This window comes from Sphingopyxis sp. SCN 67-31 (assembly GCF_001725095.1).
The window spans coordinates 1-6,051 of sequence record NZ_MEFH01000177.1; the positions used below are offsets into that span (position 1 = coordinate 1).

The following is a 6,051-nucleotide window of genomic DNA, read 5'->3' on the forward strand; positions in this document are numbered from 1 at the left end:
GCGCGTCCCAGCTGTGCCCCGGATCGAGCGGCACGACGACATGGACGCCCTTGCCGCCCGAGAGCATCGCGAAGCTGACAAGCCCGATGTCGGCGAGTTGGCGCTTCAGGTCCGCCGCGGCCTTTTTGACGTCGGCGAAATCGAGCCCTTCGTCGGGGTCGAGGTCGAAGACCATGCGGTCGGGCCGTTCGACTGCGTCTGCGTGGCTGCCCCAGCCGTGAAATTCGATCGTCCCCATCTGGACGCAGGCGAGGATGCCGTCCGCATCCTCGACATAGAGATAATCCTCGACGGCGCCGTCCTTCTCTTCGATCGGGACGTGGTGGACGTGCGGGCCGAAGCTGCCCGAATCATGCTTCTGGAAAAAACATTGCTTCGCACGCCCCTGCGGACAGCGGACGAGGCTGACCGGGCGGCGCGCGAGGTGCGGGAGCATGACCGGCGCCACCGCGGCATAATAGTCGGCGAGGTCGCCCTTCGTCGCCTTTGCCTCGGGGAAGATGACGCGCTCGCGGCTGCTGATCTTCACGTCGCTGACCGGGCCGGGAGCCTTGGCCTTGGTTTCGGGTTTCACGTCCTTCGCCTCCTTGTCGGCGCGCAGCCCGACGAAGCTCGCGTGGCGGACCGAGCCGCCGGCGGTATATTCGGCGAAGGCGATCTCGGCGACAAGGTCGGGCTTTACCCAATGGACCTTGCGCGCCGCCGCCTTGTCGACCTCGACCGGCGCAGTCTTGCGCGCGCGGCCCGCGAATTTCGCCGCGAGCATCGCCATCGTATCGGCATCGAAACCGGTGCCGACATTGCCCTTATAGACGAGTTCCCCCTTTTCGCGCTGCGCAAGGAGCAGCGAAGCGAAGGGGCGTGCCTTCGCCGAACTCTCCTTCCAGCCGACGATGACGAATTCCTGGCGACGGGTGCATTTGACCTTCACCCAGTTTTTCGACCGGCGGCCGGCATAGGGTGCATCGGCGCGCTTGGCGATGATGCCCTCCTGCCCTGCGCCGCACATCGCCTCATAGAGCGTTTCGCCCGCGCCGATGACATGATCGGCGACCGCAATGGGCGGCGCTGCATCGCGGAGCAGCGCCTCGAGACGTTCCTTGCGTTCGAGATTGCCGAGTGCGGTGAGCGACTTGCCGTTCTCTTCGAGCAGGTCGAAGGCGAAGAAATGCAGGTCGGTCGCCTCGTCCTGCGCGCCGTGGCCGCGTTTCAGGACTGCCTGGAGCGAGGAGAAGTCGGGGTTGCCGTCCTTGCCATAGACGACGATCTCACCGTCGATCAGGCACGGCGGCAGGTTCAGCGCAGCGATATGGCGCGCGAGCGGCGCGAACTTGTCGGTCCAGTCGAGCCCGCTGCGCGTATAGACGACGACCTGATCCCCCGCCGCGGCGACGAGCGCGCGATAGCCGTCGAACTTGATCTCGTGGAACCAGTTGTTGCCGGCCGGCACGGTGTCGACGAGCGTCGCCAGCTGCAGCTTGCGGAATTTGGGCGGCTTGGCGCCGGCTTTTGAGCCTTTGGCGACCTTGCGATTGTGCGCCGCCGCTGCCGCCATCTTCTTCGCGAAGGCTTCACCCTTTGCGCCCTTCAGCGATTGCTCGCCGCCTTCGTCGCCCGCGATCTCGGCCATCGGGCGGTCGGTGAGGACGCTGGTGAGGTAGCGGCCGGTCAAGTCGTCGCTGCCCCTCGCATAGGCGTCGTCGATCTTGCGGAGCAGCCAGTTTTCGCGCTTTTCGCCGGCGCGGGGCTTCATGCGGACGAGCAGCCATTCGCCCTTCATCCGCTCGCCGTCGAGGGTGAAGTGAAGATGGCCCTTTTCCAGATCCTTCGCGCTCTTCCCCGCGACCGGCGCCCAGGTGCCGCGATCCCACAGCATCACCGAACCGCCGCCATATTCGCCCTTGGGGATCACCCCCTCGAAATCGGCATAGGCCATCGGATGATCTTCGGTGCGCACCGCGAGCCGCTTGTCGTCGGGGTTCGCGCTCGGCCCCTTGGTGACCGCCCAGCTCTTGAGCACGCCATCGACTTCGAGCCGGAAGTCGTAATGGAGGCGCGTTGCGTCGTGCTTCTGGACGATGAAGCGATTGCCGCCCCCCTTCGCAACCTTGCCCGCGGGTTCGGGGGTCAGCTTGAAATCGCGCTTCTTGTTATATTGGGCGAGAGGGTCGGCACGGGTCATCGCGTTCCACCTTGTCTGTGCCCCTGCGAAGGCAGGGGCACACAATAGCCGAGGGCAATCCGGCGCTCACGAGACTATGCCCGCTTTTTCGCCGGCGCCTTTTTGGCGGGCGCCTTCTTCTTCGTCGCAGCGGCGGCCGTTTTCTTGCCGTCGACCGACGCCTTGAGCGCTGCCATCAGATCAATGACATTCGATCCTTCGCGCACATCGGCGGGTTCCCCGACATCCTCGAGCACGCGCTTGCCCTTGGCTTTCGTTTTCTTGGCGATGACGCGCTTCAGCGCATCGACATAGTGATTGTGATAGTCGGCGGCGTCGAACTTGCCGCTCTTCTTGTCGATCAGCGTTTCGGCGAGATCGAGCAGGTCGGCGTCGGGCTTGCTCGCGGGCACGTCGCGGAAATAGCTGGCCGCCTTGTTCACTTCCTCGGCATAGCGCAGCACTTCGAGCACCAGCCCCTTGCCGCAGGGACGCAGCCCGACGAGCTGTTCCTGACCGCGCAGCGCAAGCTGCCCCAGCCCCACCTTCTTCGTTCGCCGCAGCGCTTCGCGCAGGACGATATAGGCTTCCTCGGCCAGATCGTCGGCGGGGACGACATAATAGGGCTTTTCGTAATAGAGGATGTCGATGTCGCTCGCATCGACGAATTGGACCAGCTCGAGCGTCCGCTTGCTCTCCAGCTTGACCGCCTCGATCTCTTCTTCGTCGAGCAGGACATACTGGCCCTTCGACACCTCATAGCCCTTGACGATATCATCGGTATCGATGGCGCCGATGCCGGGCACGACCTTTTCATATTTGACCGGCTTGCCGCTCGGTTCGTGGATCTGGCGGAAGCTGACGCTCGCCCCCGATTTGGTCGCCGGATAGATTTCGACCGGGATCGACACCAGTGCGAGGCGGATCTGACCCTTCCAATAGGCGCGTTGCACCATCTGCAAACCTCCATAGCGGAATGCGAATGCAATGCGCGGCCTGCCATGCGGGTTCCGCCGGAGCCGTTACGCGTCTGAAGGTCGATTATGGGTTATGGTGCCCCTGGCCGGACTCGAACCAGCACTCCTTGCGGAACTCGATTTTGAGTCGAGCGCGTCTACCAATTTCACCACAGGGGCCTGCCACGGGCGCATCGCCCGAAAGCGCGGCGCTCCCCCTAGGGCGAAGCGCCGCCGCTTGCCAAGCTATTTCTTCAATTCCTTCGCCAGCGTCTTGGCGGTCGCCTTGCCATAGGGCGGCTTGAAGCCGGCGAGCCCGGCGACGTCGAGCTTGGGCTGGCGATAAACGGCGCGCGCGTGGCTGAAGGTGCGGAAGCCGTCCAGCCCATGATAATTGCCCATTCCCGACGGTCCGACCCCACCGAAGGGCAGGTCTTCCATCGCATTATGAAACAGCACGTCGTTGACCGTGACGCCGCCCGAAATCGTCCGCGTCAGCACACGGTCCTCCTCGCTTTTGTCCTGCCCGAAATAATAAAGGCCGAGCGGACGGTCGTGCGCATTCACATAATCGATCGCCTCGTCGATCGTCTTGTAGGTCTTGACCGGCAGGATCGGGCCGAAGATTTCCTCCTGCATCACCTTCATATCGTCGGTCGCGCCGCGCACGATATGGAGCGGCATCTTGTGGCCGTTGGCGCTCGCGAAATCCTCGTTCGCGGGATTGACCTCGATCACCTCGGCGCCCTTTTCGCGCGCGTCGGCCAGATAGCCCTGCAGGCGGTCGAAATTGCGGCCGTTGACGACCGACGTATAGTCGTCATTCTTGAGCAGCGTCGGATAGAGCGACGCGACGCCCTTGCTCACGCTGTCGATCACCTCGCCCTCCTGATCCTCGGCGACGAGCAGATAGTCGGGCGCCAGGCAGATCTGCCCCGCGTTCATCATCTTGCCGAGCGCGACGCGCTGGCCGACGAGGTCTTTGTTCGCGCTGCGCCCGATGAAGGTCGGCGACTTGCCACCCAGTTCGAGCGTCACGGGCACGAGATTATCCGCCGCGGCGCGCATGATATGCTTGCCGACGCTGGTCGCCCCGGTGAAGATCAGATGGTCGAAAGCCAGCTTCGAGAACGCGACGCCGACATCGGCCCCGCCCGTGAACACCGCCATTTCGCTCTCGTCAAAATAGTCGGGGACGAGGCGCGCCATCAGGTCGGAGACATTCTCGGTAAACTCGCTCGGCTTGATCATCGCGCGGTTGCCCGCCGCCAATATCCCCGCCATCGGCACGAAGACCATGCCGACCGGGAAATTCCACGGCGCCACGACGCCAACGACCCCCTTCGGCTGATAGACGACTTCGGCTTTCGCGCCGAGCAGGCCGAGCGGAAAGGTGGGCTTGCGCTTTTCGCCGCGCGACCAGGCCGCCATATGCTTCTTGGCATGTTTGAGGGCGCTGACCGACGGCATGATGTCGGTCATCAACGTCTGTTCGCGGCTGCGATGGCCGAAATCCTCGCTCACCGCCTTGGCGAAATCCTCGGCATGATCGACCAGCAGCGCGATCGCGCGGTCGATGCGGTCGGTGCGGACCGACAGGCTTTCGGGCATCGCGGCGGTAAAGCTGGCGCGCTGCGTTTCGAGCACGCGCTGCATCCGCGCGGTTTCGCTGGCGATATCTTCCTTGATGGCGGTGGCCATGACCCGTCTCCCCATATGATTGCGCCTGTTTGACCACGCTCTGCAGCGGGTTTCAAGTTGAAACGCGCATCGTTTAGGGCGATCCCCCTACCCCACCCCCTTTCGCAAGTGCAGCAAAGGCGCTAATCGGGCCACCGATGACCTTTCCCCTACGGAGTCTTTTGCCATGACCGCCACCGATCCCGTCGTTTTCCTCTCCTATGCCCGCACCCCGATGGGCGGCATGCAGGGCGTGTTGTCGGACGCGAGCGCGACCGATCTCGGCGCGACCGCGGTGAAGGCGGCGGTCGAGCGCGCGGGCGTTGCCGGCGACGATGTCGAACGCATCTATATGGGCTGCGTGCTGCCCGCCGGGCTCGGCCAGGCGCCGGCACGTCAGGCGGCGATCAAGGCGGGCCTGCCCAAGTCGGTGCAGGCGACCACCGTGAACAAGGTTTGCGGTTCGGGCATGCAGACCGTCATCATGGGCGCCGAAGCCCTTGCCGCAGGCAGCATCGATCTCGTCGTTGCAGGCGGCATGGAGTCGATGACGAACGCCCCCTATCTGCTCAAGAAGCATCGTTCGGGCGCGCGCATCGGCCATGACACCGCCTATGACCATATGTTCCTCGACGGGCTGGAGGACGCTTATGACGCCGGCCGCGCCATGGGCACTTTCGCGCAGGACACCGCCGACGCCTATCAGCTCAGCCGCCAGGCGCAGGACGATTATTCGATCGAATCGCTGAAACGCGCGCAGGCCGCAATCGCCGACGGTGCCTTTGCCGCGGAAATCACGCCCGTCACGCTGACCACCCGCAAGGGCGAGGTTGTCGTCGACACCGACGAACAGCCCGGCAAGGGCAACCCCGACAAGATCCCGACGCTGCGTCCTGCCTTCGCCAAGGACGGCACGATCACCGCGGCGACCAGCTCGTCAATCTCCGACGGCGCCGCCGCGGTCGTGCTGACGCGCCAGTCGGTCGCCGAAGCAAAGGGCAAGACGCCGGTCGCCAAACTTGTCGCGCACGCCGCGCACGCGCAGGAACCCAAGGATTTCACCGTCGCCCCCGTCGGCGCGATCAACAAGGTACTGGCGAAGGCCGGCTGGTCGATCGGCGATGTCGACCTGTTCGAAGTCAACGAAGCCTTTGCCTGCGTCGCGATGTTCGCGATGCATGACCTTGGCATTTCACACGACAAGATCAACGTCCACGGCGGCGCGACCGCGCTCGGCCATCCGATCGGCGCCAG

The 6,051-nt window shown here is 64.3% G+C and carries 4 protein-coding genes and 1 tRNA gene; 1 reads left to right on the top strand and 4 read right to left on the bottom strand.

Annotation, left to right across the window (positions count from 1 at the left end; all coding sequences use genetic code 11):
- The 4 genes from ligD to ABS88_RS23085 form a co-directional block, all read right to left on the bottom strand.
- The coding region (gene ligD, locus ABS88_RS23070) for a DNA ligase D (protein ID WP_286750707.1) at window positions 1-2,182 on the bottom strand (2,182 nt) is incomplete at its 3' end.
- 74 nt (window positions 2,183-2,256) lie between these two features.
- Window positions 2,257-3,117 (bottom strand): non-homologous end joining protein Ku, encoded by an 861-nt coding sequence (ku, locus tag ABS88_RS23075; RefSeq protein ID WP_286750708.1) that lies wholly within the window; start codon window positions 3,115-3,117, stop codon window positions 2,257-2,259.
- A 95-nt stretch (window positions 3,118-3,212) separates the two neighbouring features.
- Window positions 3,213-3,297, bottom strand: a tRNA-Leu gene (locus tag ABS88_RS23080).
- 66 nt (window positions 3,298-3,363) lie between these two features.
- On the bottom strand, window positions 3,364-4,818 hold the full coding sequence (locus ABS88_RS23085; RefSeq protein ID WP_286750709.1) for a coniferyl aldehyde dehydrogenase: 1,455 nt from the start codon (window positions 4,816-4,818) through the stop codon (window positions 3,364-3,366).
- A 166-nt stretch (window positions 4,819-4,984) separates the two neighbouring features.
- Here ABS88_RS23085 and ABS88_RS23090 point away from each other — a divergent pair.
- On the top strand, window positions 4,985-6,051 hold a 1,067-nt coding region (locus ABS88_RS23090; protein WP_286750710.1), incomplete at its 3' end, for an acetyl-CoA C-acyltransferase.